The 22559-nt window shown below is 59.9% G+C and carries 19 protein-coding genes; 5 read left to right on the top strand and 14 right to left on the bottom strand.

Annotation, left to right across the window (positions count from 1 at the left end; genetic code table 11):
• Nucleotides 1-8 precede the first annotated feature (8 nt).
• The 4 genes from AC5SEO_RS22150 to AC5SEO_RS22135 form a co-directional block, all read right to left on the bottom strand.
• Complete coding sequence (locus AC5SEO_RS22150; RefSeq protein WP_004431681.1) at nt 9-956, bottom strand: ABC transporter permease; 948 nt, start codon at nt 954-956, stop codon at nt 9-11.
• The gene (locus AC5SEO_RS22145) at nt 953-1894 is read right to left on the bottom strand and encodes an ABC transporter permease (protein WP_004431684.1); all 942 of its coding nucleotides are present in this window, start codon (nt 1892-1894) and stop codon (nt 953-955) included. The genes AC5SEO_RS22150 and AC5SEO_RS22145 overlap by 4 nt, the downstream gene beginning before the upstream one ends.
• Entirely contained in the window at nt 1891-3354 is a 1464-nt protein-coding gene (locus AC5SEO_RS22140; protein ID WP_004431687.1) for an ATP-binding cassette domain-containing protein, read from the bottom strand. The genes AC5SEO_RS22145 and AC5SEO_RS22140 overlap by 4 nt, the downstream gene beginning before the upstream one ends.
• 101 nt (nt 3355-3455) lie before the next feature.
• The gene (locus AC5SEO_RS22135) at nt 3456-4472 is read right to left on the bottom strand and encodes an ABC transporter substrate-binding protein (protein ID WP_004431691.1); all 1017 of its coding nucleotides are present in this window, start codon (nt 4470-4472) and stop codon (nt 3456-3458) included.
• A 295-nt stretch (nt 4473-4767) separates the two neighbouring features.
• Here AC5SEO_RS22135 and AC5SEO_RS22130 point away from each other — a divergent pair, with 295 nt between their 5' ends.
• Nucleotides 4768-6003, top strand: a complete 1236-nt coding sequence (locus AC5SEO_RS22130; RefSeq protein WP_019566558.1) for a GAF domain-containing sensor histidine kinase — start codon at nt 4768-4770, stop codon at nt 6001-6003.
• A gap of 1 nt (nt 6004) precedes the next feature.
• Nucleotides 6005-6727 (top strand): response regulator transcription factor, encoded by a 723-nt coding sequence (locus AC5SEO_RS22125; RefSeq protein ID WP_004431697.1) that lies wholly within the window; start codon nt 6005-6007, stop codon nt 6725-6727.
• A 3-nt stretch (nt 6728-6730) separates the two neighbouring features.
• Here AC5SEO_RS22125 and AC5SEO_RS22120 read toward each other — a convergent pair whose 3' ends face one another.
• Both AC5SEO_RS22120 and AC5SEO_RS22115 read right to left on the bottom strand, forming a co-directional pair.
• The gene (locus tag AC5SEO_RS22120) at nt 6731-7747 is read right to left on the bottom strand and encodes a DNA topoisomerase IB (protein WP_019566557.1); all 1017 of its coding nucleotides are present in this window, start codon (nt 7745-7747) and stop codon (nt 6731-6733) included.
• Nucleotides 7748-7833: 86 nt separating this feature from the next.
• A complete protein-coding gene (locus AC5SEO_RS22115; RefSeq protein WP_004431704.1) occupies nt 7834-9063 on the bottom strand; it encodes a PQQ-dependent sugar dehydrogenase in 1230 nt (409 codons plus the stop codon).
• 188 nt (nt 9064-9251) lie between these two features.
• Between AC5SEO_RS22115 and AC5SEO_RS22110 the strand changes: the two genes are divergently transcribed.
• Nucleotides 9252-9437, top strand: a complete 186-nt coding sequence (locus AC5SEO_RS22110; RefSeq protein ID WP_004431706.1) for a hypothetical protein — start codon at nt 9252-9254, stop codon at nt 9435-9437.
• On the opposite strand, the gene AC5SEO_RS22105 is transcribed toward AC5SEO_RS22110, so the two are convergent.
• The 3 genes from AC5SEO_RS22105 to AC5SEO_RS22095 are packed head-to-tail and all read right to left on the bottom strand — an operon-like array spanning nt 9438 to nt 11384.
• On the bottom strand, nt 9438-10064 hold the full coding sequence (locus AC5SEO_RS22105; protein WP_004431708.1) for a class I SAM-dependent methyltransferase: 627 nt from the start codon (nt 10062-10064) through the stop codon (nt 9438-9440).
• Nucleotides 10065-10072: 8 nt separating this feature from the next.
• Complete coding sequence (locus AC5SEO_RS22100) at nt 10073-10741, bottom strand: pseudouridine synthase (protein ID WP_004431711.1); 669 nt, start codon at nt 10739-10741, stop codon at nt 10073-10075.
• Nucleotides 10742-10796: 55 nt separating this feature from the next.
• Nucleotides 10797-11384 (bottom strand): IMPACT family protein, encoded by a 588-nt coding sequence (locus AC5SEO_RS22095; protein WP_019566553.1) that lies wholly within the window; start codon nt 11382-11384, stop codon nt 10797-10799.
• 66 nt (nt 11385-11450) lie between these two features.
• On the opposite strand from AC5SEO_RS22095, the gene AC5SEO_RS22090 reads away from it, so the two are divergent.
• Nucleotides 11451-12680 (top strand): TIGR03862 family flavoprotein, encoded by a 1230-nt coding sequence (locus AC5SEO_RS22090; protein ID WP_174043319.1) that lies wholly within the window; start codon nt 11451-11453, stop codon nt 12678-12680.
• On the opposite strand, the gene AC5SEO_RS22085 is transcribed toward AC5SEO_RS22090, so the two are convergent.
• The 3 genes from AC5SEO_RS22085 to AC5SEO_RS22075 form a co-directional block, all read right to left on the bottom strand.
• Nucleotides 12677-13732 carry a quaternary amine ABC transporter ATP-binding protein gene (locus AC5SEO_RS22085; RefSeq protein WP_174068985.1) on the bottom strand — a complete coding sequence of 352 codons (1056 nt, stop codon included), beginning with the start codon at nt 13730-13732 and terminating at the stop codon, nt 12677-12679. The genes AC5SEO_RS22090 and AC5SEO_RS22085 overlap by 4 nt on opposite strands.
• Nucleotides 13725-14612 carry an ABC transporter permease gene (locus tag AC5SEO_RS22080; RefSeq protein ID WP_004431720.1) on the bottom strand — a complete coding sequence of 296 codons (888 nt, stop codon included), beginning with the start codon at nt 14610-14612 and terminating at the stop codon, nt 13725-13727. The genes AC5SEO_RS22085 and AC5SEO_RS22080 overlap by 8 nt, the downstream gene beginning before the upstream one ends.
• 122 nt (nt 14613-14734) lie before the next feature.
• A complete protein-coding gene (locus tag AC5SEO_RS22075) occupies nt 14735-15733 on the bottom strand; it encodes an ABC transporter substrate-binding protein (RefSeq protein ID WP_004431723.1) in 999 nt (332 codons plus the stop codon).
• A gap of 317 nt (nt 15734-16050) precedes the next feature.
• Between AC5SEO_RS22075 and AC5SEO_RS22070 the strand changes: the two genes are divergently transcribed.
• The gene (locus AC5SEO_RS22070; RefSeq protein WP_004431725.1) at nt 16051-19026 is read left to right on the top strand and encodes a PAS domain-containing protein; all 2976 of its coding nucleotides are present in this window, start codon (nt 16051-16053) and stop codon (nt 19024-19026) included.
• 18 nt (nt 19027-19044) lie between these two features.
• On the opposite strand, the gene AC5SEO_RS22065 is transcribed toward AC5SEO_RS22070, so the two are convergent.
• Nucleotides 19045-19989: a 2-hydroxyacid dehydrogenase gene (locus AC5SEO_RS22065; RefSeq protein WP_025595240.1), complete on the bottom strand. Its 945-nt coding sequence runs from the start codon at nt 19987-19989 to the stop codon at nt 19045-19047.
• Nucleotides 19990-20123: 134 nt separating this feature from the next.
• On the bottom strand, nt 20124-22472 hold the full coding sequence (locus tag AC5SEO_RS22060) for a polysaccharide biosynthesis tyrosine autokinase (protein WP_004431729.1): 2349 nt from the start codon (nt 22470-22472) through the stop codon (nt 20124-20126).
• Nucleotides 22473-22559: the final 87 nt, after the last annotated feature.

Here is a 22559-nt window from a genome sequence, read left to right as displayed (position 1 = left end):
TTCGGGGTTCAGCGTGTGGCCTTGGGGCCGCTAGCCAGAAGAATGACGGAAATGATGATGAGGCCGGTGAGGATGAGGCGGATGCCCGCGCCGAAACCATAGGTGTTCAGCATCGAGACCACCAGGAACATGAACAGCGAAGCGCCCCAGATACCGGGTACGTTGGAATCGCCGCCCGCAACCGCCGTGCCGCCGATCACCACCACCGCGATGGACATCAGCAGATATTCCGATCCCATGTTGAGTGCTGCGCCGCCGGAGAAGCTGGCGAGCAGATAACCCGCGATCGCCGCCAGTACCGCGCAGAGCACATAGGTGACGAAGCGTGCTCCATCCACCGGAATGCCGGTCATGCGGGCGGCGAAAGTGCTCTGGCCGATGGCGGAAATCCAGCGTCCGTAAAAGGTGCGGTCGAGCAGCAGCCAGGCGATGACCGAGAGGACAAGGGCGACGAGGGCAACATTCGGAATGCCGAGAGAGCTCGACGTGGCAAAGGTGGCGAGTGTTTCCGGCGGCTTGATCCGCAGGCCGCGGTTGGACCAGATGGCGATAGACTGCACGATGAAGCTCATCGAAAGCGTCGCGATGATCGGTGGGATGCGCAGAAGCTTGATCAACGTATAGTTGCCGATGCCGATGGCGATGCCGATCAGGATGGCGATCAGCAATCCCGGCAGGATGAGACCATCGGACACATCCATGAATTTGAGCGCCAGCGTGCCTGATAGCGTCATCGTGGCGGGAACGCAGAGGTCGATATTACCCGGCCCGAGCGTGATGACGAACATCTGGCCGATACCGACGATCACGGAAAAGGCCGCGAAGGTCAGGGCTGCGTGCGACAGGCCGAAGGAGCTGGCGCCGCCGGTGAACATGACGGTAACGATCCAGACCGCGGCCGTTGCGGCGAACGACCAGATCCATGGTTTTTTCGAGAGAGACGAAAGCCCGTTCATTGGTTTTTCTCCCGCTTTTCGAGACGGTTGAGCAGGATGCGGAGCGCCAGCACGATGATGAGGATCGCCCCTTGTGCGCCTATCTGCCAGTCCGGCGAAATGCGCATGAAGGACAGGAACGAGCCGGCAAGGGTGAGCGTCAGCGCGCCGATGACAGCACCGATGGGCGAGACCCGACCGCCGACGAATTCGCCGCCGCCCAGAATAACGCCGGCAATCGACAGCAGCGTGTAGCGAAGCGCGATATTGGCATCTGCCGATGTCGTTAGCCCGACGAGCGCTATGCCCGACAACACCGCGAAGAAACCGGCCAGCGCGAAGGTGGCAGCACGTATGCCGATGACCGACCAGCCGGAGCGCTCGACGGAGCGGAAGTTACCGCCGACGCCGCGCATCAGCACGCCGAAGGAGGAGCGCATGACGATGTAGTGGGCGACGACCGCAATCACGATGCTGGCAACGATGGCAATTGGCACGAGCGGCGGTTTTGCCGTCATCAGCGCCCGGATGAAGGCTGGCGCCTGGCCGCCGGGTGAGGGGAGGATGAGGACGGCAAGGCCGCCCCAGACAAAGCTCATGCCAAGCGTGACGACGATTGAGGGCAGGGCGCGGATGTGGATGATGGCGCCCAGCATCGCATAAACCGCAATCGCACCGGCGAAGATCGCGATACCGAGCAGTGGCGTCGTTTGCAGGAAGGTGGCGGTGACGCAGGCGCAGAAACTGACGAAGGTACCCATCGACAGATCGAGATCGTTGACGGACATGATCAGCATCTGCGCAATGGTGGCAAGTGCAATCGGCACCGCCAGATTGAACAGCAAGTTGAGTCCGTTATAGCTCATGGCGCGCGGCTGCATGTAAAAGACGGCGGCGAGCAGGAAGGCGAGCGAGGCGGCGGGAATGATGAGACGAAGGGCACTGGCGGAGAGTTTCATGCGTGGTCCTCTCCGGAAAAGGAAGCGGCCAGCACATTCTGTTCGGTGATGTCCTCTCCCACCAGTTCCGCCTGAATGGCGCCGTCGCGGAAAACATAGACCCGGTCGCAAAGGCGGATTTCATCCATCTCGGTGGAGTACCAGATGAAGGTGCGGCCGTGGGAGGCTTCGGTTCTCAAGATATCGTAGACCTCCTGTTTGGTGCCGATATCGACGCCACGCATCGGGTCGTCCATCAGCACGGTGCTAGCCGTGGTGGCGAGCGCGCGGGCGAAAAGCACCTTCTGCTGGTTGCCGCCGGAGAGCGAAAGGATTTTGTTGCCCATGTCGGGCGTGCGGATTTCGATGCGCTTTTTCCACTGCGCGCCAAGCTCGGTTTCCTTGCCCCTGTCCACCATGCCGGCGGATGAAATATCCCGCAGCGAGGCGATGGAAAGGTTTTTGAGGATGCTCCACAGCGGGAAGGTGCCGTTCAGACTGCGATCACCCGCCACGAAGGCGATGTCGGTCTTGCGCGCGGGCAGCCAGCTGCTGTTGCGGGCAAGGTAGAGATCGAGTAGCGCTTCGGTCTGCCCGTGGCCGCCGAGACCGGCAAGGCCGATGATTTCACCGCGGAAAGCCTCGAAGGCGAGGCCTTCGCCCCGGCGCGCCGGCATCGAAAGCACCTTCTCTCCCGCCTTGCGGTTTTCGCCCTTTTGCCTGTCCTGTTCCTTGACGACGCTGCCCATGGCTTCCACCAGCGTGCGCGTCGTGAACTCGCCCGCTGCCCGATCAGCGACCACTCGGCCGTCCTTCATCACCACGATGCGGGTTGCTGTCGACAGAATCTCGCCGAGAATATGCGAGATCAGCAGCACGGAGCCGCCGGTGCGCACGAAACTGCGAACATAATCCATCAATTGTTCCGCAAGACCCGCATCAAGCGAGGAAGTCGGTTCATCGAGGATTACCAGTCTCGGCGCATCCGGGGTTCGACAAAAATTGATGGCGATTTCTACCATCTGCCGCTCGGCGATGGAGAGTTCCGCGATCGTCAATTCGCAATCGATACCGTGGCCGGGAAAAATCTCGTCCAGCGTATGCCGGATCATGGCGAGCGCACGTCCGCGCCAGTTCCGCCCGTTCATCGCGGCATGCATGATGCGGACGTTTTCGCTGATCGTCAGGTTCGGGCAGAGCGACAATTCCTGAAACACGCAGCGAACGCCGCTGGCGCGTGCTGCCGCGATTCCTTGACGGCCTTGTTCGCCGCGATAGGAAATGGACCCCTCATGCGGCGTCAGCCCGCCATTGATGACGTTGACGATGGTGGATTTTCCCGCACCGTTATGGCCGACGAGCCCCAGGCATTCGCCCGAACGGATGACGAGATCGGCCCCATCAAGCGCCCTTACCGCGCCGAACACGACCTTCACGCCGCGCGCGGCAACGACTTCTTCCGCCTCGATGATGTCATTCATGAGCATTCACGCCAGTGATCTGAAACTTGGATAATATAGGTGGCAGTTGCGGCGCCCGTTCAGGGAGCGCCGCAATCGCTTGTGTCCGGAAATTGTCCGGCCTATTTGGCGGAGGCGATGGCCTTCTGGGCGTCTTCCTGTGAATATTCCACATTCGCGACGCCGCCCTTCTGGGTGTTCTTGAGGTTTTCCTCAAGATTGCCCTGATCGATGCGCAGGAAAGGTACGGTCAAATCCTTTTTGACATCCTTGCCGTCGAGGATTTGCTGCGCCACCCAGAAAGCGAGCGTGGAAACGCCGGGGGCGATGGAGACCGACATGGTCTCGTAGCCGCTGGCATCCTTCTGCTGCTTCCACCATTGCAACTCGTCTTCGCGGTTGCCCATGACGATGGTGGGTGTCGGGCGCTTGGCGGCGGCAAAAGCCTGTGCTGCACCGTAACCGTCACCGCCCTGCGTCACGACTGCCGCAACTTCGGGAAGGCTCGGCAGAATGCCGGCGACAGCGCGCTGTGCGACGTCCTGCGCCCAGTCGCCATTGACCGAACCGACAATCTTGAACTGCGGGTTCTTGGCGACGGCGTCGACGATGCCGGCATGGATTTCATCGTCCACCGAAACGCCCGCGAGGCCGCGGATTTCGAGCAGGTTGCCACCCTTCGGCATCGCCTTGGCGAGATAGTCGATCTGGCTTGCGCCCATCGCCTTGAAATCAACGGCGATACGCCAGGCGCAAGGCTCGGTGACGATGCCATCGAACGAGACGACGGTAATGCCGGCGTCACAGGCTTCCTTGACAGCACCGTTAAGAGCGGTGGGCGAGGCGGCGTTGATGACGATGGCGTCGTAACCCTGAAGAATGAGGTTCTGGATCTGCGCCGCCTGTTCGGTCGCCTGATTTTCGGCTGTCGTGAAGGCGTCAGCGGCAGCGACCTGCTTGTCTGCAACTGCCTGCTTGGTGATTTTGTCCCAGCTCGTCAGCATTGCCTGACGCCAGGAATTGCCCGCGTAATTGTTCGAAAGCGCGATTTTTTTAGCCGAGGTATCGGCGTGAGCGGTGATCGGCAAAGCTGCGCATGCGACAGCGGCCGATGCCAGAAGCATCTTTCTGAAAGCCATTGATTTTCCTCCCTGGTGGCTTGCCCTTTTTGAGCTCGGAACCCGCTTTCCCGCAAATCTCCTCGGCGGCAGGCGGAATTCCTTTGCACTGGAGCTCCTTTCCCCAGTAAAAGCGAGAATGACCAAGAAGGTTTGGCTTGTACAGGCGGATAACGGCAATCTTCCTGCGGGTTTCCGCAGAAAGGATGCGGGAACCCGCAGGACGAAACGCCACCGCCGGGCGCAGAATAGCCGATACGGGGCAGGTCGCGCCGCCACAAGTTGACAAGGCAGGCGCTTGGGAGGGTGTCCGCACATGCTGGATACGCCGAAAAGCGCTCTTTTCCATCACTACATGGGCATTTCGCGGCTGCTCGCCGGGCAGCTCGAATTCAACGCCATCATTCAGGCGGTCGCTACCGAAATCACCCATATAATTCCTCACGTCCACATGGATGTCTGCATCAAGCAGCTGGATGACAAATTTCACATCGCCTATGAAAGCGGTCTGGCAAGCGCCTGGAGCCGCCAGCCGCCCGCCCTTCTGTCCGGCAGTCCCATCCGTTCCGTGCTCTCGGGCGAGGTGGAATATCTTTTGAGCGGCGATGCCTGCGCCGATCCGCGCTTCCATTTCGAAGGCGCATTTTCCAGCCCGATCATCGAGCTTGATCTGCATAGCCGCCTGCACGTGCCGATGAAGGTGCATGGCGACATTATCGGCGCGCTCAGTTGCTCCTCGCACCAGTCGGATGCCTATACGATGGAGGATGTCGCCAATGCCCGCGCGGTTGCGGATTTGCTGGCGCCCTATTTTTACGCCATCCGCGCCGCCGAACAGGCCAAACGGTCTGCGATCGAGGAGGCGCGCGCCAATGCCCGCGAGGAGGGGTTGCGGCTGGGTGCCCTGCAATTGACCGAAGCGCTGGAGGCCGAGCGACAGCGGATCGGCATGGATTTGCACGACCAGACGCTGGCGGACCTGACGCGGCTTGCACGGCGCATCGAGCGGATGAGCCACGCACCGGACGTGTCGGGCGAGATGCTGGAACCGGTGGTGCGCAGCCTGCAGCACTGCATGCAGGATCTGCGCGAGATCATTGAGGAGGCGAAACCCTCCATCCTGCAATTGTTCGGCGTCGTGCAGGCCATCGAGACCTATGTGGATCGCTCCGTGCGCGACAGCGGCTCTTCTATCGACTGGTCGGTTACGGACGAGACGGACGGTCTTGTTGAGACACTCGACAAGACCGTTGCCATCTCGCTGTTCCGCATCGTGCAGGAGGCGGTCAACAACGCCATCCGTCACGCGCAGCCGGAAACGATTGCGGTGACACTGTCGTTAACGGATGGCGGGTTGCGGGTGACCGTGAGCGATGACGGTAGCGGCCGTGGCGAGGGGGCTGTCTCTGGTGGACTAGGCATCGGCAACATGAAGACGCGGGCACGGCTGATTTCAGCCAGATTCGATATTGGTGGCAATGGCAAAGACGCTGGAACCCGCATTACCGTGACGTTGCCGGAAGGCGCTTTCGACCGGCGGGAGGAAATATGACATGGATGTGCTGATCGTTGAGGACGATGCGCTACACCGCGCCTATCTGAACGAGGCGGTGAGAGCCGCCCTGCCGGAATGCGACAAGGTGCTGGAGGCGGCAAACGGCAGAACCGGCGAAAAGCTGGCGCGGGAAAACCGCGCCGCCCATATCGTCATGGATTTGCAGATGAACGAACGCAACGGCATCGAGGCGGCGCGCACCATCTGGAAGGAGCGGCCGGACACCCGCATCCTGTTCTGGTCCAACTATTCCGACGAGGCCTATGTGCGCGGTGTTTCCCGCATCGTGCCCGAAGGTGCTGCCTATGGCTACGTGCTGAAATCAGCATCTGACGACCGGTTGCGGCTGGCGTTGCGCAGCATCTTCATCGAGGCGCAATGCGTGATCGACAGGGAAGTGCGCGGCCTACAGGAAAAAAGCCTTGGCAAGGCGCATGGCTTCACCGATTCCGAATATGAAATCCTTGTTGATGTTGCGCTGGGCCTGACGGACAAGGCGATTGCGCGCCGCCGTAACCTTTCGTTGCGCAGCGTGCAGAACCGGCTGCAAAGCCTCTACGAAAAGCTGAACGTCCATCAGGCGGCCGGTGATGACGAGGCGGAAGGCCGTTATAATCTTCGAACCCGCGCCGTCACCGTCGCTTTCCTGCGCAAGCTGTTGAATTACAGCGCGCTCGAAAGGGCCGAGCGGGAATTGGGCGAATGGGCGACTGGCCGCTGATTATCACGGCAGGAAGGCAAGCAGACGTCTTTCATCGGCCCTGAGGCCCGAGACCGGCTTTGCGCCCACCTTCAGAATACGGCCAAGCTTCTTCTGCGCCTTCTCCTCCGTCGCTATATCGAGAACGGTAGGATGTACGTAGCTCTTGCGGCAAATGGCGGGTGTGTTGGACAGTTCCGTCGCCGCTGCCTGACACATACCCTTGATGCTGGGTTTTTCACCCGCAGCCACATGTTCCATCGCATGACAGAAGGCCGCAAGCGTTCCGCCCCAGGTACGGAAAGTCTTGGCAGAAATGCCTTGTCCGCCGACGCGGGAAAGATAGGCGTTGAGATCGCTTGAATCGACGGAGTGAACCCGGTTTTCACTGTCCTGCCAGACAAACAGCTCCTTGCCGGGCAGATCGGCGATTTCCTCGAGGATTTTTTGAAGGCGCGGGTGGCGCAATTGCCGTTTCACCTTCTGCCCGCCCTTGGCTGCAAAGCGCAATTCGATTGTCTCGCCGAAGGACACGTGGCGCTTGAGCAATGTGGTTGCGCCATAGGTACCGTTGGTTTCAAGATAAGAACGGTTGCCGACGCGCAGATAGGCGGCATCGAGAAGCAGCGTCAGGGCCGCCAGTGTCATGTCCTGACCGTGATCCTGTTTTGCAATGTCAGCCATGGCGCGTCGCCGGATGGCAGGCAGCGCCTTGCCGAAGCTTTTCAGCTGAAAGAACTTCGTCTCACCGCGCAATGCGTGCCAGTCGGGATGGTAACGATATTGCTTTCGCCCGCGCGCATCAAAGCCCGTTGCCTGCAAATGCCCGGATGGGTCGATGCATATCCAGACATCTTTGTAGGCAGGCGGGACGCCGAGCGATTTGATGCGCTTCAACTCCACGTTATCGGACAGAAGTTCGCCGCCCGGCAACCGGTAACAGAAACCGCGCCCGCGCCTTTCTCGGGCTATGCCCGGCTCCTGATCGTTGACATAGGCAAGTCCGATTTTGGCAAGAAGGCGGGTGGGCGGTTGTGGCATCGTTTTTTCCGGCAGGTTTAAGGTTGCAGGAAACGAGAAACAGGCCGCCTTCGTTCCGGCGGCCTGCTGTTCCGGTCATGACTTTCTCAGCCGGCCTTGGCGATCCGCAAAATTTGCGAGTTGCCGCCGCCGCGCTCTTCGGTCACGGCATAGACGGCGCCATCCGGACCCACTTTCACATCACGAATGCGCGCTTCCAGCGGCAATCGGCTTTCCGTCGCAACCTTGTCGCCGTCAATGTGCAGGATGACGAGGCCCTGGCTCACCAGACCGCCTACGATGAAGGCTCCCTTCCACTCGGAAATCTGGTCGGCGTCGTAAAAGGCCATGCCGGACGGGCCGATGACGGGGTCCCAATAATAAACCGGCTGTTCCATGCCTTCCTTGGCGGTGGCACCTTCGCCAACGGACCGACCGCTATATTCGACACCGTAGGTGATGACCGGCCAGCCATAATTGAGGCCCGCCTTCGGCAGGTTCATCTCGTCGCCGCCTTTCGGGCCATGTTCCACTGTCCAGAGCCTGCCCTGTCCATCCAGTGCTGCCGACTGGAGGTTACGGTGGCCATAGCTCCATATCTCGGGGAGGGCGTTCTGCTGGCCGGCGAAGGGGTTGCCCTCGAAGGCCTTGCCTTCGGCATCAATGCGGAAGACCTTGCCAAGCCCGCTCGACAGGTCCTGCGCCTGCACACGCGGCGTTGCGTCTGAACGTTCACCGACGGTGACGTAGAGCTCGTTGTTCTGGCCGAAGACCAGGCGGGAGCCGAAATGCTTATCGCCATCATAGGTCGGCATCTGGCGGAAGATCACCGAGACGTCTTCCAGTTTTGCTGCTCCACCCTCTTCGGTCAACTTGGCCGATGCGACGGAGGTGCCGTTGCCGCCATCCCGTGGCTCGGAAAAAGAGAAGAAGATTTTACGGGAGGTTTCGAAATCGGGAGCCAGCGCGATGTCGAGCAGACCGCCCTGTCCGTCGGACGCTACCTCCGGCACGCCTTCGATCGCTGGGCCAGCTTTGCCGTCTGCGACGATGTGCATTGCGCCTTCCTTGGCCGCCACGATCATGCGGCCATCGGGCAGGAATTCCATCGACCAGATATGCGGTAGGCCCTCGGCAATGACGGTTTTTTCGACATCCGGCTGAGTGGCGGCTTGCGGCGCACGGGTCTGACCCTCGAAAGCCGGTTTCTGATCCGGCGCATTGGGCCGTTTCGTCTCGACTGCCGGGGCGGTCTGTGCGTGGGCGCCGCCGGCAAGTGGTACGGCCAGCAGCGCGAATAGCATCGTCGAACTCAGAAATCGGTTGTTGCGGAACATGGGTCTCCCTTCCTTTGTCTGCATCGGGCAGAGAACCATTTGGGGAGGAATTCGTTTCTTGCGATAGTTTCAAGAAAACTTGATGAGGCCGTGTACGGGCGGCATCCTCTTTTTTCATCCATGTAAACTTACAGGGAACCGCAAGCCCACGCCTACGTTTTCCCCCTGGTTACACGGAGGGCGCCGCCATGCAGATCATCGACAACAAGAACATAGACGGGAACAGAGCCAAGCCAATTCTCAATGTTGCGGAGTTTTGCCGCCGTTACCGGCTGGACAAGGCCGAGGAGACACGGTTGAGAAGGCTGTTCGGAGAATTCGCATCCCGGCACGAGCTTTTAATGAACGCTCAGCGCAAGCCGAACTTCCGCTGATCAGTCCTCCGGATCGAGAGATTTTCCGAAAATCATGAAAACATCATATCGGGTGTTCTTTCCCGTTATCTGGTGCGAAGGCTTGCGAATGCCGGGCATAGGTTCGGCGCGCAGAGGCCATTTTAGAACCACCCGCTTCGTCGCATGTTCAAGCGCAGCCTCCATAAGCTCTACCTGATCGGGATCGGATCCCACCAGTTCCCGCAGCACCCGCATCTCCTTTTTCACCAGCGCCGTGTTGTGGCGCGGCGGATGCATTGGGTCGACGATCACCACCTCCGGTGAAAGTTCTTTCAGCAGAAGCCGGGAATCGCCCTGCAGCAGCGTCATGCGGGAGGCAGCCTCGGCATAGGCTCCACCCGCCTCCAATGCGCGGCGAATGCCGTCAGCAAGGTGGGCGTGCATACCGGGTGAACGCTCTATCAGCGTAACTTCGGCTCCGAGTGACGCCAACAGAAAGGCATCGCGCCCGAGCCCTGCCGTAGCATCGACGATTTTTGGCGTGCGGCCTTTGGTGAAGCCCGCGGCCTTCGGCAGAGCCTGTCCGCGCCCCTCGCCGGAGCGGAAACGGTGACCGACCGCACCGCCAACAAAATCCACCACGAAGCTTTCGTCTTGTTCTTTCATCGCAGGCCTCAGAAGGGGCAGGGCACGGTATAGGTGACGTCGCGGCCATCCGGGTGACGAAAGCCCACCGCCTCGGCATGCAGCATAAGACGCGGCGCGGCGGCGAGCGCTTCACCTTCTGCATAAAATTCATCGCCAAGGATAGGGTGGCCGAGAGCTTTCATATGCACCCGCAATTGATGGGTGCGGCCGGTGAGAGGGGCAAGTGCGAGCCTCGTAGCGGGAAGCGGCAATCTTTCCAGCACGCGCCAAAGGCTTTGCGCCGGCTTGCCATGGTCGTGGTCCACCCGGTGGCGGGGCTTGTTCTCGGGGTCGATCGCAAGTGGCAGGTCCACCTTGCCCTCTTCACCCTCGACTTCACCCCAGACGACGGCAACATAGGATTTGCGGGTCTGGCGGTTCTCGAACTGGGCGGCGACGGTCGCGTGCGCCTTGCGGTTCAGGGACATCAACACGATGCCTGATGTATCCTTGTCCAGCCGGTTGATCATCAGTGCTTTTGGAAACTGTTTCTGCACGCGCGTCAAAAGACTGTCGGAGAGCGCGGGATCGCGTCCCGGCACCGAAAGAAGTCCGCTCGGCTTGTCCAGCACCAGTAGATCGTCATCCCGGTGCACGATAGTGAGCCACGGTTCGAGCGGCGGATTATAGACGGGGTTGGAAAGCTCAGATGACATTGCGCTTCCTTAGCACAAATCGGGCATGGGGCCAGATGCCCACCGCGCAATATGATTAGTCCGGAATATGAAGATTGACGCGGCCACTGGTCAGATCGCTGATGAGCCGTGTCAGACGCTCGGCTTCCTCTACGGGAACCGAAAGCTGCATATCCGCGCCGGTGCCGGTGAAGTCCTCCTTTTCCACTCGCAGGTTTTGCGTGGCGGCGAGGCGCGATTTTACCAGGGCCAGATCGGAGAACGGGCAGCTCAAGGTCGCGCTGACATAGGCGATGACCGGTGACGTCTCGCCAAGCCGAAGGCAGGCCGCCGCCGTGCCGCCATAGGCGCGCATGAGGCCGCCGCTGCCGAGCAGAATGCCGCCGAACCAGCGGATGACGAGGACCGCGACATTGTCCAGGGCCTGACCGTCGATAGCCTGAAGGATTGGCTTTCCCGCCGTGCCGGAAGGCTCGCCGTCGTCACTGAAACGATAGGTCTGGCCGGTTCGCCATGCCCAGCAATTGTGGTTTGCGTCGAAGTCAGAATGCGCCGCAAGGAAGCTTTTCGCATCCTCCTCGCCAGTGACAGGTGCTGCAAAGGCAATGAAGCGGCTTTTCTTGATATCCTGCGAAAAGGTGACGGGTCGGTCGAGCGTGAACATGCGCGCTTCAATATCGCATATATTCGCGCGCGGAAATCGGTATAAGGCCACAATGGCGAAGATGCGATGGAGCGGGTTTTGAAGAAGGCAAGGCAGGTCGCGATTGTCGGCGGCGGGCCAGCGGGCCTGATGGCGGCCGAAGTGCTGTCTGCGGCTGGCCATGCCGTAACGGTGTTCGAGGCCATGCCGACCGTCGCGCGCAAATTGCTGATGGCCGGAAAATCCGGTCTCAACATCACCCATGCCGAAGACTACGACATTTTCCTCCACCGTTTTGGCGACGCGGAGCAAAAGCTGCGCGCCGCCCTCGATGATTTCACGCCCGGCGCGCTGCGTCACTGGGCGCAAGGTCTGGGGCAGGAGACCTTCGTCGGCACGTCAGGTCGGGTGTTTCCGACGGTCATGAAGGCCTCGCCGCTGTTGCGGGCATGGCTTGCCCGGCTGGAGGCACACGGCGTTATCATCAAGACGCGGCATCGCTGGATGGGTTTTTCCGCAGACGGGCTGGTTTTCGCGACACCGGAGGGCGATGTCTTCATGAAGGCCGATGCCGTTCTTCTGGCGCTCGGCGGCGCAAGCTGGCCGCGTCTGGGTTCGGATGCGGCATGGGTGCCGGCACTCGCGGCTGAAGGCGTGGAGCTTAACCCTTTCCGCCCCGCCAATTGTGGCTTTGATGTCGATTGGAGCGATGTCTTCCGGCAGCGTTTTGCCGGTGAGGCGTTGAAATCCGTCACCACCATTTCCCCGGCCGGAGCGTTTCAGGGTGAGTTCGTGGTGACGCAGCACGGCATTGAGGGCAGCGTCATCTATGCCCATTCCGCCGCACTTCGCGACCAGCTGGAACACACGGGAAAGGCGACACTCGCTGTCGATCTGGCGCCGGGACGTACCGTGGAGCGCCTTGGCCGGGATCTGGCAAAGCTTGGCCGCAAGGAGAGTTTTGCAAACCGGTTGCGGAAGGCCGTGGGCCTCTCCGCCGTCAAGGTCGGACTTCTGCGGGAAATCTTTCACGATATCTCGGCGATGCCGGATGATCTGGTCGCCGCAAGAATCAAACATGCGGAGATACCGCTTGCACGGACGAGACCGATTGCCGAGGCGATTTCATCGGCTGGGGGCGTTGACTGGCAAGGTATCGATGAGAACTACATGCTGAAAAAACTCCCCGGCATTTTTGCTGCCGGGGAAATGCTGGACTGGGAGGCGCCGACCGGCGGTTATCTGCTGACCGCCTGTTTTGCCACTGGCAAGGCCGCCGCCAGGGGCATGACCAAATGGCTCGACGGCTTGGCCTAACCGGCCTCGGCCAGTTTTTTTTCCGCGCTTGGCGTGGTCCTGACGAGGCAGCGCATGATGGCATCCGTGGTGACGGAGCCGAGTGACTTGCCGTTTTCGCCGATGATGATGGCACTGCCGACATCCTCCCTGACGAGCGCGCGCAAGCCTTCCTCGACGGTCATGTCCGCATCGAGCTGAAGACGCGACTGGCCGGAAAACTCCGGCTGGACGATGGCGCCGAGACGAATGACCCGGCCACGGTTGACCTCTTCCACGAAGGCTTCGATATAGCTGTCTGCCGGACTCATGACAATTTCGGCGGCCGTACCCTGCTGGATGATCTCGCCGTCGCGCAGAATGGCGATCTTGTCTCCCAGCCGAAGAGCCTCATCCAGATCGTGGGTGATGAAGACGACGGTTTTCTTCAGCTCTTTCTGCAATTCCAGCAGCACTGTCTGCATGTCGACGCGGATGAGTGGATCAAGTGCCGAATAGGCCTCGTCCATCAGCAGGATTTCGGCGTTGTTGGTCAGCGCGCGGGCGAGACCCACGCGCTGCTGCATGCCGCCTGAAAGCTGGTTCGGATAATGGCTCGAAAAGCCTTCCAGCCCCACCCGCTTGATCCAGACGTCGGCTTTTTCTTCCCGCTCGCCCTTGTCGACGCCCTGCACCTCAAGGCCATAGACGACGTTTTGCAGCACGTTGCGGTGCGGCAGCAGGCCGAATTTCTGGAATACCATCGCCGTCTTGTGGCGGCGGAATTCCAGAAGTTCCGCTTCGTTGAGGCGACAGACATCCGTTCCGCCATAAAGGATTTCTCCCGCTGTCGGGTCGATCAGGCGGTTGACGTGGCGGATCAGCGTCGATTTTCCCGAGCCGGAAAGGCCCATGATCACGGTGATCTGCCCGCCCGGCATGGTGATGTTGATGTCGCTTAGGCCGAGCACATGGCCGTGCTTGGCGTTCAGTTCCGCCTTGGACATGCCGCCCTTCACGGCGTCGATGTAGTTCTCCGCCTTGGAGCCGAAAATCTTGTAAAGGCTGCGGATTTCGATCGATTGACTAGCCATGCGCCACTTCCCGGTGTTTTTGCAGGCGAAGGCCGTAGGCCTGGCTGATGCGGTCGAAGATGATGGCGATGCCGACGATTGCCAGGCCGTTGAACACACCGAGCGTGAAATACTGGTTGGCGATGGCCTTCAGAACCGGCTGGCCAAGGCCCTGAACACCTATCATGGAGGCGATGACGACCATGGCGAGCGCCATCATGATTGTCTGGTTGATGCCCGCCATGATGGTGGGGAGTGCAAGCGGCAGCTGCACCTTGAAAAGCTTCTGGCGCTTCGAGGAACCGTAAGCGTCTGCCGCTTCCAGCACGTCCCGGTCAACCATGCGGATGCCGAGATTGGTAAGCCGGATCATCGGCGGAATGGCGTAGATCACCACGGCGATGACGCCCGGGACACGGCCGATGCCGAGCAGCATGACGACGGGAATGAGATAGACGAAACTCGGCATCGTCTGCATGACGTCGAGAACGGGGTTCACGATACTCTGCAGGCGGTTGGACCGCGCCATGGCGATGCCAATCGGCAAACCGATCACGATCGAGAGCACGGCGCAGACGAAGATCATCGAGATCGTCTTCATCGTGTCTTCCCACATGCCGAACCAGCCGATGGCAAAGAGAATACCGCAACATAGTCCAACAATGGTGGCGCTGCGGCTGGCAAACCAGGCGAGTACGCCGACAATAAGAATAACGACCGGCCAGGGGGTGCCGATCAAAAGCCTTTCCGCCCAGATGAGGAAGCTTTGGAGCGGTGTGAACAGCCCCTCTATCGTGCCGCCATAGGCTCTGGTGAAACCCCGAAACCCCTCGTCGATCACTTTCTTCAGCGCACGCAGGGCATCGTCATTCATGGTCGGAAATTTGAAAAGCCAATCCATATCCTGTTCTCCACGACGAACCGGGGCCGGCGGGCAATATCCGCCGCGCTCCGGAACTTAAAAACGGCCGGGCGCCGCCATTGGCGGGCCAAGCTGTCGACCACATATGTCGTGCCACCCTTTTAGAGGGCAGCCTTGACCTTTTGCGCGACGTCGGGGGAAACCCAGCCCGTCCACAGAGCCTCGTTTTCCTTCAGGAAGTGTTTCGCGCCATCTTCGCCGGTTGCCTGATTGTCGGTCATCCAGGCGATCAGCTTGTTGACGGTGTCGTTGGTCCAGGCGCGTTTGTTCAGATAGTCCATGGCCGGGCCGGCGCGGTCGGCAAAGGTCTTGCTGACCAGCGTCTGCACGTCGTCAACCTGCCATGCATTGGGCTTCGGGTCCGCGCAATCGGCAACCGAGGTGCAGCGCTTCCATTCGGCAGAGTCATATTCCGTGCCGAAGCCGAGCTTCACCATCTCATATTTGCCGAGCAGCGAGGTCGGAGCCCAGTAATAGCCTACCCACGGCTGTTTCGCTTCGTAAGCCTTGGCGACCGAGCCGTCGAGACCTGCGGCGGAACCGGTGTCCACCAGGGTGAAGCCGGCCTTTTCACCACCAAAAGCCTTGAAAAGCTGGGCGGTGACGACGGTGCCGCCCCAGCCCTGCGGGCCGTTGAAGACGGCGCCCTTTGCCTTGTCTTCAGGCGAGGGGAAGAGCTCGGGATGTTTGAAGAGATCAGGAATGGTCTTGAGATCGGGGTTGGCATCGGCGACATATTTCGGGATCCACCATCCCTGCACAGCGCCGTCCGACAGAATCTTGGCGGCCGCCACGACCTTGCCGCCCTCAAGTCCCTGTTTGACGATTTCCGGCTGCAGGCTGACCCAGGCCTCCGGCGCGATATCAGGCTGGCCCTTTTCGGCCATGGAGGTCAATGTCGGTACGGTGTCGCCTGTGACGATTTCAGCGCTGCAACCGTAACCCTTTTCCAGAATGATCTTGTCGAGATTGGCGGCGACTTCAGCGGATTGCCAGTTCATGCTGGCGATCGTGACGTTTCCACAGTCCGCAGCAAAGGCTGCACCGCCTGTAAGGGCGAAGCCGGCGGAAAGAATTGTGGCACCCAAAAGTATTTTCATTTTTGTTCCCTCTGGTCGCGGTGTGCGAAGACCCGGGCGCTGACGGCACCGCGACCGCCAGCACCCGCATTGAGCGTTAATAATTACTTTGTTGCCGTTCCGTTTGCGGCAGTTTTTGGCGTATTGAGGATGGCAATCGTCAATCAATCATCACGCTTGTGGGGTGCTTCTGCGAAATTTGCGGCGTGCGAATTCCCCAGTCTTGCCGGTCGCGCTTCTGAAAAGCCGTGAACAACAAGCAGAAGTTTCTGTTTTCTTGGACATTTATTCCGTTCTGTACTACGGAAAATTTCGTCTCTTTTTTGTGGTGATATTGAATGACCAATCTTCGTGCTGCCCCGGTATGGCCGATCGGCGGCGGTGAAACGGGTGAGCTTGTGCGTGGCTTCGACTGGTCGAAGACATCGCTCGGTCCGATTAGCGACTGGCCGCAGAATTTGAGGCAGAAGGCCAATTCCGTCGTCAACTCTCCCATTCCGCAGGTGCTGATGTGGGGTGCGGATCATGTGATGATCTACAATGACGGCTATGCGGAAATTGCCGGCAATTATCACCCGCGGGCGCTGGGCGGAACGGTGCCAGGTATCTGGCCCGAGATCTGGGACTGGAACAGCCGCATTCTGGAGGCTGGCTTTCGTGGCGAGGTCATGGCTTATCGCGACCAGCCGATGACGCTGATGCGGCACGGTCAGCCGGAAGAGGTGATCTTCGATCTGTTCTATACGCCGATCTACAATGATGGCGGCGCGGTGGACGGCGTCCTGTGCACGGTGCTTGAAAACACCGAAAAGGTGAAGGCCGTGGAGGCGCTGGAGCAGAGCCGCAAGGAGCTGAGCCGGCTTACCAATGCCCTGCCAATCCTGGTGGGATATGTCGATCGCGACTATGTCTATAAATTCGCCAATGACGGTTATCTGGAGTGGTTCGGCCGCAGCGCCGAGGAGGTGATCGGCCGTAGCGTTCCGGAAATTGTTGGAGACGCGTTCTTCAGTTCGCGCAGGGCCTATCTCGATCGTGCGCTCGGCGGCGAAAAGATCGTTTCGGATACGGTGATCAGCAGACCGGATGGCAGCAAGCGAGCCGCCGAAATCCGTTATGTTCCCCGCTATATCGCAGATGGTTCGGTTGACGGCATTTATGTGCTGATCATCGATATCGAGGACCGGAAACGTTCCGAGCACGAAATCGTGCTTAGCAATAACCGTTTCCGCGCCGCTGTTGATGCGGTCCACGGCGTGCTTTGGACCAATACCGCCGACGGCATGATGCTGGGTGAGCAGCCTGCGTGGGGTGCACTTACCGGGCAGAGCTTCGACGAGTATCAGGGGTTCGGCTGGGTCGAAGCGGTTCATCCCGAAGACAGGGACCATTCGCTGGAAAGCTGGACAAAAGCCGTTTCCGCGCGGGCGACCTATATTTGGGAGCATCGCGTTCGCCGCCATGACGGCGTCTACCGCACATTTGCGATCCGTGGCGTTCCGATTTTCGACAATTCCGGTGATATTGCGGAATGGGTGGGTGTCCACACGGATATCACCGAACAGCGGCTGGCCGAGAACACGCTTAAAGAACATGCCAGCAATCTGGAACGCGAGATTCGCCACCGCATAAGAGCGGAAGAGCAGCTTCGCCAATTGAATGAAGGGCTGGAAGCGCGGGTCGAGACGGAAATCGCCGAGCGCCGCCAGACCGAAAGAGCGTTGCAGCAGGCGCAGAAAATGGAATCCATCGGCCAGTTGACCGGTGGCGTCGCGCATGATTTCAACAATCTTCTTCAGGTAATCGCGGGCAATCTGCAATTGCTGTCAAAGGACGTGATTGGCAACGAGCGTGCCGAACGGCGGCTGGAAAATGCGCTGGCCGGCGTTCATCGCGGTGCCAAGCTTGCAAGCCAGCTTCTGGCCTTTGGCCGTCGTCAGGCGCTGGAACCGCGCGTTATCAACATCTCCCGCTTCGTTACCGGCATGGACGATCTCCTGCGCCGTTCGCTTGGTGAGGCGATCGAGGTTGAGGTCATCACCTCCGGCGGCCTGTGGAATACCTATGCCGACCCCAACCAGGTGGAAAACGCTCTCCTTAATCTGGCGATCAATGCGCGTGATGCCATGGAAGGGCACGGCAAGCTGACAATCGAGGTCGGCAATGCGGTTCTCGATCGCGATTACGCGCGCAAGCATTCGGAAGTCTCGCCGGGGCAATATGTCATGCTGGCTGTTACCGATACCGGATCGGGCATGTCGCCGGACATTCTGGAAAAGGTGTTCGAGCCGTTCTTTTCGACGAAACCGGAAGGCAAGGGCACCGGTCTCGGCCTTTCGATGGTTTACGGTTTTGCAAAACAGTCCAGTGGCCATGTCAACATCTATAGCGAGGTGGGGCAGGGCACGACGGTGAAGATGTATCTACCGCGATCCGCCGCCGACGAGGACAGGGAAGTGGTGATACCGACCGGCCCCGTCGAGGGTGGCACGGAAACGATCCTTGTGGTGGAGGATGACGAGGAGGTGCGCAGCACCGTCGTCGAGACACTGAGCGATCTCGGTTACCGCGTGCTCACTGCCCGCGATGCGCAGGCTGGTTTGACGGTGGTCGAAAGCGGCATTCCGATTGACGTAATCTTCACCGATGTGGTGATGCCGGGACCTTTGAAAAGCCGGGAAATGGCGCGCCGGGCGCAGGAAAGGTTGCCTAATCTCGCCGTTCTCTTCACATCCGGTTATACGGAAAACTCCATCGTGCATGGCGGCAAGCTGGATTCCGGGGTGGAACTGCTCTCCAAGCCTTACACGCGCGAAGCGCTGGCGCGGCGCATCCGCCATGTCATCGCCAATCGCAAGCAGGTTTCTCTCGCCAAGACGAGGCCGGTATCATCACCGCGTCATTCCAAAACCCCCGAATCCGCGCAGGTCGTCGGAGACGAGACCAGATCGGTTTGCGTGCTTCTTGTTGAGGATGACGAGTTGATCCGGATGAATTCGACCGAGATGCTGGCCGATAACGGCTTTGCCGTCGTCGAGGCCGGAAATGCTGTGCAGGCGCTAAAGGCGATCGAGACGGAAGAGATCGATGTTCTCGTTACCGACATAGGCCTGCCGGACATGAAGGGCGGCGAGCTGGCGGTTGAGGCATTGCGCCGGAAACCGGGACTAGCCATCGTGTTTGCCACGGGAGACAACCAACTGCCGAACGGGGCGCCGGAAACGGCAGTGCTTTTGACCAAGCCCTATGACGAACAGCAGATCGTCTCAGCTGTCGAACTGGCCCATACGGCAAACACGATGGCGGGCGAATAAACCGCCCGCCATCCTGTCTCAATAACCGCGCGTCATATCGACCGTTTCCGGCAGCGTACCTGTTTCACGCCATGTCTTGACATTGCCTGCCACTATTTTCGCTGAACTTTCCCGGCTTGTCGGCGCGGAAATATGTGGCAGGACGGTCACTTTCGGGTGCTGCCAGAATGCGGAAGCGTGAGGTAGCGGCTCCTGTTCGAAGACATCGAGAACCGCATGCGAAAGCTGGCCGGAATCAAGCGCCGCGATCAGGTCATCGGCGACGACGACGGCTCCGCGGGCGAAATTGATGAGTGCGACTCCCTTTTTCATGGCGCCGAGACGGTCGGCATTCAGAAGGCCGCGCGTCGCATCGGTCAGCGGCACCAGACAGACGAGAATGTCGCTTTTTTCCAGCAAGTCCCCCAGCCCGTCATCGCCCGTCAGCGTTGCCACTCCCTCGATTGCCTTGGCCGAGCGGCTCCAGCCGGAAACGTTGAAGCCTGCATGAAGCAGGCGTTGCGCCGCAGCCGTTCCGAGCGCGCCGAGGCCGAGGAGGCCGACGGTCATCTCGCCCGGATGCCGATAATCGAGTTCCTGCCAGAGGGCTTTTTGCTGGTTTACGCGATAGGCCGGCATGTCGCGTTGCAGGTAATATGTCCATGCCAGCACGGCTTCCGCCATCACGCGTGAAAGCTCCGGGTCTTTCAGCCGCACGATCGGCGGCGCCTTGTCTCCCAGTTCCAGAACGAGCCGTTCGACACCCGCCCACAGGCTGTGAATCCACGAAAGACCCGGCAAGGCTGCAATATCGGCTGGATCGGGATTGGCGACGATGGCGAAGTCCACCGCGCGTTTCTGCTCCCCGCTTAATTCGGAAAAGGAGAGGATTTCCTCTTCCGGCATGGCGTCGCGAAGCGCTTGCTTCCAGATGGCTTCCGCTTGCGCATTCATCCGCGAAACAAGAGCGATGGGTGATGGCATGAAACTGGTCCTGCTTGCTGGCGATTGGTTGGTCGCCATCAATGCGTAATTTTGCGGGCAACGCCATAGGCTGGATAGCAAAATTTGAGCTGCAAAAAAAAAGCGGCCCGGTTTGCACCGGGCCGCTACACCATTCAGGCGTTTTCCTTCACCGGCGGTTTGGCGTCGCCGTAATAGGCCGCGAATGTCTCGTGATAGTGCTCAGAACCACCGGGGCCTGCATAACGCTGCAATTCCGTCATATCGGTCTTGTTGAGCACGATCCCCAACGTCTTGTTGGCAATCTGCGGTTCGTTGGCCATCAGGTTCTGCACCATCTGGATCGGCGTCTTGCCCCATTCCGTAACGAAGACGAAACCATCGACCTGCGGTGCGAAGGCTTTAGCGTCGATGACGGGAACGACGGGTGCAAGGTCGACAATGATGTAGTCGCAGGCCTCACGCGCCGATTCGATGAATTTGCGCATGCCGGAGGAGGCAAGAAGCTCGCTTGAATGGGCAAACTGGTTGCTGGTGGAAACCGGCAGGATGCCCATTTTCGTGCGGGTATCGACCTTCACTGCCTGCGTCCACGGTATCTCGTCAAGCACGACCTCCACCAGACCGGCGGATTGCCGCGTTGTCAGCATGCGGCTGAGGCCGGGGTTGCGGATGTCGGCATCCACCACAAGCGTGCGCTTGCCGGTGGAGGCGATCAGACCGGCGAGATTGAGCGCCACGACCGATTTACCCTCGTTCGGCAGGCATGAGATGACGCCGATTACCCGGCACTGGCGTTCCTGGATAACGACATCAGCCGTCAGCTTCACGTTGCGCAGCGTCTCGGCAAAGCTTGAGCGCGGGCTGTCGACGGCAAGGCGCAGCATTTTCTGGAACGAGACCTGACCGTTTTCGTCGATGGTCGTGCTCTCGCTGCCGGGGGTGGCGGCAGGGGTACCCGACTTTGCGGTTTCTGCACCCCGTTCCCCGATAAAGGGCAGGTAGCCCAGAAAACGCATGCGCAGATTGTCGCGCACATCGTTGCCGGTGTGGAAAAAGCGATCCCGGAACTCAAGAAGCGCTGCGATGCCGCCGCCCAGCATAAGGCCGAGAATGACGGAAAGCGCCATGGTCATCGTCTTTTTCGGGCTGGACGGAGCTGTCGGCAGACCCGCTTCGGAGATGATGCGGGCCTTGGCGATCGGCAGCGACTGCTTCTGGGATGCTTCTTCGAAGCGGCCGAGGTAGGACTGGTAGAGTGTGCGCAGAGCGGTTGCCCGCTGCTCCAGCTCACGCAATTGCACCATAGTGATATTGGCTTGCGAATTGCGGCCCGCCACGCGGTCGATATTGTCGCGAAGCGATTGCACACGGGAATTGGAGACGTCGTATTCGTTCTTCAGGCTGCCCGTAACCTGCTGCAGTTCCTGGAATATCTGCCTTGCAATTTCTTTCTTCTCACTCTCCAGCGCTACCGCCTGAGGGTGGTCGGCGCCGAATTGCTGGACGACGCCCTGCAATCGGTCAGAGATCGTGATGTAGCGCTTGCGAAGGTCCTGAATGACCGAGTTATCGGCATCCCGTGCGGAAACGACTGCATTGTCAACCGCTGCATCCGGTCCCCGGTCGATGATGGATTTGTACTGGCCATAACGTGCAGCAGCCGTCGCGACATCCGCCTGCGCGGCAATCAGCTGGCCGTTGAGATCGGCCAACTGGCCTTCCGACATGAGCTCGCCGCGCGAAGAAACGATATTATTGTCCGTCTTGAATTTTTCGACGGCAAGCTGGGCGGCCTGCGCACGCTGGTTCAGGTCGCTCATGCGCTCCTGAAGCCACACAGAAGCGCGCTCGCTGGCGTCGAAATTGGCGTTCAGCTGTTCGGTCAGATAGGCCTGCGCATAGGTCTTGGCGATGAGCGCGGCAAGCTGCCGATCCGTCGAACGGGTGGAAATGGCGATGACCGAACTGCGGCCGACACGCTCTACGATCAGCGATTGTTGCAGCACGGCGGCTGCCTTTTCGCGGCGTCCGGCGCGGATTGCCGCTTCGGAGGCCGGCGGATCTCCGGGCAGGATGAGATCGACGATACCGCGCACGGAAGATTTCACGAGATCGACCGGCGACAGCGACGGATTGACGATGGTGTCGTTCTCGTCGAGCTTGGCCTTGTCGACCACGGTCAGCGCCATTTCCTTGGATTTCAGAATTTCCACAGCACTGGCGATACGGTTGTCGACGATCTGGGCGGCAGGTACCGGCGATTCCTCTTCCGCGTAACGGGAAAGGCTTTCATCCAGAAGCACCTGAGTCATCGCGGTGTAAACGGGGGTTGCAAGCACCAGATAAAGGCCGGCCAGAACCACAGCGGCGATGACCGAGGCGGCAATGACATTGGCGCGGCGCACCACGGCTGCCCAGAGGCGATCGAGGTCAATAAATGTGTCGGCATCCTTGCCGGGATCCGGAAAACCGATGCTGGATTTAAAGGTCTTGTGGTGCATGGACCTACCTTGTGAATTAAAAATGGTACGCGGGAAGCCGAGCAACGCTCGGCTTCCCGCCCCCCGTTATTGATGTGCCGACCGCCT

This window comes from Agrobacterium sp. K11, from assembly GCF_059429395.1.
Note: the sequence above shows the minus strand (reverse complement) of the source record. Positions and strands in the feature narration are given on the sequence as shown.